Genomic DNA, 3,563 nt, shown 5'->3' with positions numbered 1-3,563 from the left:
CGCCAGGCCCTGGTATGAACTGGCCGAGGCCGACGCATCCGATGTCGATGCCGCAGTCACTTCAGCGCGGGCAGCCTTTGCCGATCCGGCTTGGCGCCGCATGACCCAGACCGACCGCGGCAAGCTCGTCTATCGCCTGGCGGAACTGGTGTTCGAACATGCCGACGAGCTGGCGCTGATCGAGACACGCGACAATGGCAAGCTGCTCAAGGAGATGCGGGCGCAGATGCGCGCCATGCCAGATTCCTACAGCTATTTCGCCGGGATGGCCGACAAGCTGCTGGGCGACACCATCCCCGTCAACAAGCTTGACATGCTGAACTTCAACATGCGCGAGCCGCTTGGCGTCGTCGGCATGATCACGCCGTGGAACTCGCCGATGATGCTGCTCACCGGCACCTTGGCGCCGTGCCTTGCCATCGGTAACACCGTTGTCATCAAGCCGTCCGAACACGCCACCGCCTCGACGCTGGCGCTGGCCGAACTGATCATGGAAGCCGGCTTCCCCGCCGGCGTCGTCAATGTCGTGACCGGCACCGGCACCAGCGCCGGCGACGCGCTGACGCGTCATCCCGACATCGCCAAGATCGTCTTCACTGGCAGCACGGCCACCGGCCGGCGCATTGCCGCAAATGCTGCGGCGAACCTGGTTTCGTGCCAGATGGAGCTTGGCGGGAAATCGCCTCAGGTCGTCTTTGCCGATGTCGACATGGACCATGCCGTCAACGGCGTCGTCTCCGGCATCTTCGCCGCCGCCGGCCAGAGCTGCGTTGCCGGATCGCGCTGCTTCGTCGAGGCCAGTATCTATGACCGTTTCGTCGACGCGCTGGTCGAGCGCGCCAGGCGGGTCAGGGTGGGCCACCCCCTGAATGACGATACCGACATGGGTCCGCTGGCGCTGTCGGCACAACTTGCCAAAGTTGAAAGCTACGTCGCCTCGGGCGTCCATCAGGGGGCGAGGATCGCGGCCGGTGGCCGCAGACCGCAATCGGCCGAGCTCGCGGAAGGCTGGTATTTCGAGCCGACCGTCATGGTCGACGCCCGCAACGACATGGACTTCATGCAGGAGGAGATTTTTGGGCCGGTCGTCGGCGTCATCCCCTTCTCGTCGGAAGAGGAGATGACCGCGCTCGCCAATGACACGCGCTACGGACTGTCCTCCGGCATCTGGACCAAGGACATCGACCGCGCGCTGCGCTTTGCCCGCAATGTCGATGCCGGAACCGTCTGGATCAACACCTATCGCGCCTCGTCGTTCATGTCGGCCAATGGCGGCTTCAAGGAAAGCGGCTATGGCCGCAGGGGAGGCTTCGACGTGATGGAGGAGTTCTCGCGGCTGAAGAACATCATGATCGATTATTCCGGGCTCATGCAGGACCCATTTGTCATCCGCCTGCGCTGAGCATCACCCACACCGACCACAAAGGACGGGACAACAGAAATGAAATTTGCAGTGTCGCTGACCATGGAGCGCTTCTCGCCCGACATGCCGATGTCGAAGGTGAAGAGCAATCTGCTCGAGCTGGCGCAGATGGCCGACGCGGGCGGCTTCGAGACGCTGTGGACGGCAGAGCATCATACGATCGAGTGCACCATCTCGCCCAATCCGTTGATGACCCTGACCTGGCTGGCGCAGCACACGCAGCAGATCCGGCTTGGCACCTCGACGCTGGTGGCGCCGTACTGGAGCCCGATCCGGCTGGCTGGCGAAGCCGCCCTTTGCGATCACCTGACCGGCGGCAGGCTGGAGTTCGGCATAGCCCGTGGCTCCTATCAATACGAGTTCGACCGCATGGCCGGCGGCATGCCACAGCAGGAGGGCGTCGCCTACCTCAAGGAACTGGTGCCGGCGGTGAAGAAACTGTGGGCCCATGACTATGCGCATGACGGCCACTATTGGAAGTTTCCGCTGGCCGCGGGCGTGCCCAAGCCATTGCAGAAGCCGCATCCGCCGATCTGGGTGGCGGCACGTGACCCTGGCACATTCGACTGGGCCGTAGGCATTGGTGCCAACATCCTGTCGACGCCGCTTTCAGCGCCCGCGGCCGAGATTGCCGTGCTCGGCGAAAAATTTCGCAAGGCGGTCGCCGACCATCCGGAAGTGCCGCGCCCACGCCTGATGATGCAACGCCGCACCTGCATCTACGATCGCCCGGAGGACTGGGAAGTCGCGGTCCGCCACGCCATCGACTACGGGCGCTCCTTCGAGAACCTCTTCCAGAACATCGGCACGGTAAAGAACGGTTTCCCCGAGGCTGTGCCTTATGAAAGCGTCAAGGGCAAGGACAACTACAATCCAGAGAGCATCCGCAAGAACCTGATGTTTGGCACCCCAGGCGAGATCATCGAGAAGCTCGAGGATTATGAGGCTGCGGGCGTCGACCAGTACTGCCTGGGACTCACCTTCAACCTGCCGTTCGAACTGCAGAAGAAGACGATCAGGCTGTTCGTCGATGAGGTCATGCCGCACTTCGCCACGCGGGATCGCACCAGGGCTGTCGCGGTGGGGCACTGATGGCGATGGCGACCGGTTCCTTCGTTCACGGCGATGTGGCGCTCAACTATCGTGTCGACGGGAACGGGCCACAGAAGCTGGTCTGCATCCATGGCGTCGGCTCCTATCTGGAAGCGTGGAGCGGCGTCGTCGCTCGCCTGCCGGATCAGTTCACCGTGCTCACATTTGATCTACGTGGCCATGGCGGGTCGGCGCGCATCAAGGGACGCTACGAGATTGATGACTTCGTCGGCGATACGCTGGCGCTGGCCGATCATGCTGGCTTTGCGCGCTTTCATCTTGCCGGCTTCTCGCTGGGCGGCCTTATAGCCCAGCGCCTGGCACTGACCCATCCCGATCGGCTTCAAAAGCTGGTGCTGCTGGCGACCGTCGCCGGGCGCTTGCCGGAAGAACGGCAGGCGGTTCTGCGTCGTCTCGCCGCTTTGACCGCCAGCCAGCCGAGTGCGCACCATGCCGCGTCGCTCTCGCGGTGGCTGACCGAGGAGTTTCAGGAGCGCAACCCGGATGTGATCGCCGAGCTGCATCGGCGCGACGCCGAGAACGATCCTGCGTGCTACGCCGCCGCTTACCGGGTTCTGGCCGAGACAGATTTCGGCGGCATCCTCGACCAGATCAGGTCGTCGACACTGATCGTGACGGGGGAGGACGACCAGGGATCCAACCCGCGCATGGCGCGTCATATGCACGACCAGATCCGCGGCTCGCGGCTCGAGATCCTGCCGGGGTTGCGGCATTCGATCCTGATCGAAGCGCCCGGGCCGGTCGCTGGCCTGATTGCGGATTTCCTGGATGACCACTCACGACGGGCAGGGGCGACCAGCCATGGATAGCAAATTGCAGAAAGCCGGCGAGGCAGTCCGCCGCAAAGTACTGGGCGACGACTATGTCGACCGCGCAATCGGCAATGCCGATGACTTCTCCAGGCCCCTCCAGGACATGCTCAACGAGTATTGCTGGGGCACATGCTGGACTGACGCCGCGCTCGATCTCAAGCAGCGCAGCCTGCTCAATCTCGGCATGCTTGCGGCACTGGGGCGCATGCATGAAT

General features: G+C 63.5%; 4 protein-coding genes. All 4 read left to right on the top strand.

The genetic code is table 11. The features are described from left to right. A partial coding sequence (locus tag EN991_RS27920) for an aldehyde dehydrogenase (protein ID WP_164769415.1) occupies positions 1–1,402 on the top strand: 1,402 nt, incomplete at its 5' end. A gap of 39 nt (positions 1,403–1,441) precedes the next feature. Then, a complete protein-coding gene (locus EN991_RS27915; RefSeq protein WP_013525191.1) occupies positions 1,442–2,515 on the top strand; it encodes an LLM class flavin-dependent oxidoreductase in 1,074 nt (357 codons plus the stop codon). Beyond that, positions 2,515–3,345, top strand: a complete 831-nt coding sequence (locus tag EN991_RS27910) for an alpha/beta hydrolase (protein WP_063173994.1) — start codon at positions 2,515–2,517, stop codon at positions 3,343–3,345. Before EN991_RS27915 ends, EN991_RS27910 begins: the two co-directional genes overlap by 1 nt. Beyond that, a partial coding sequence (locus EN991_RS27905) for a carboxymuconolactone decarboxylase family protein (protein ID WP_206519265.1) occupies positions 3,338–3,563 on the top strand: 226 nt, incomplete at its 3' end. The genes EN991_RS27910 and EN991_RS27905, both read left to right, overlap by 8 nt.

Source organism: Mesorhizobium sp. M7A.F.Ca.US.005.03.2.1 (assembly GCF_003997795.1).
GTDB classification, from domain to species: domain Bacteria; phylum Pseudomonadota; class Alphaproteobacteria; order Rhizobiales; family Rhizobiaceae; genus Mesorhizobium; species Mesorhizobium ciceri.
Note: the sequence above shows the minus strand (reverse complement) of the source record. Positions and strands in the feature narration are given on the sequence as shown.

Coding starts and splice junctions, on each gene's coding strand:
- EN991_RS27915 (WP_013525191.1), top strand. CDS start 1,442: ATGAAATTTGCAGTGTCGCTGACCATGGAGCGCTTCTCGCCCGACATG.
- EN991_RS27910 (WP_063173994.1), top strand. CDS start 2,515: ATGGCGATGGCGACCGGTTCCTTCGTTCACGGCGATGTGGCGCTCAAC.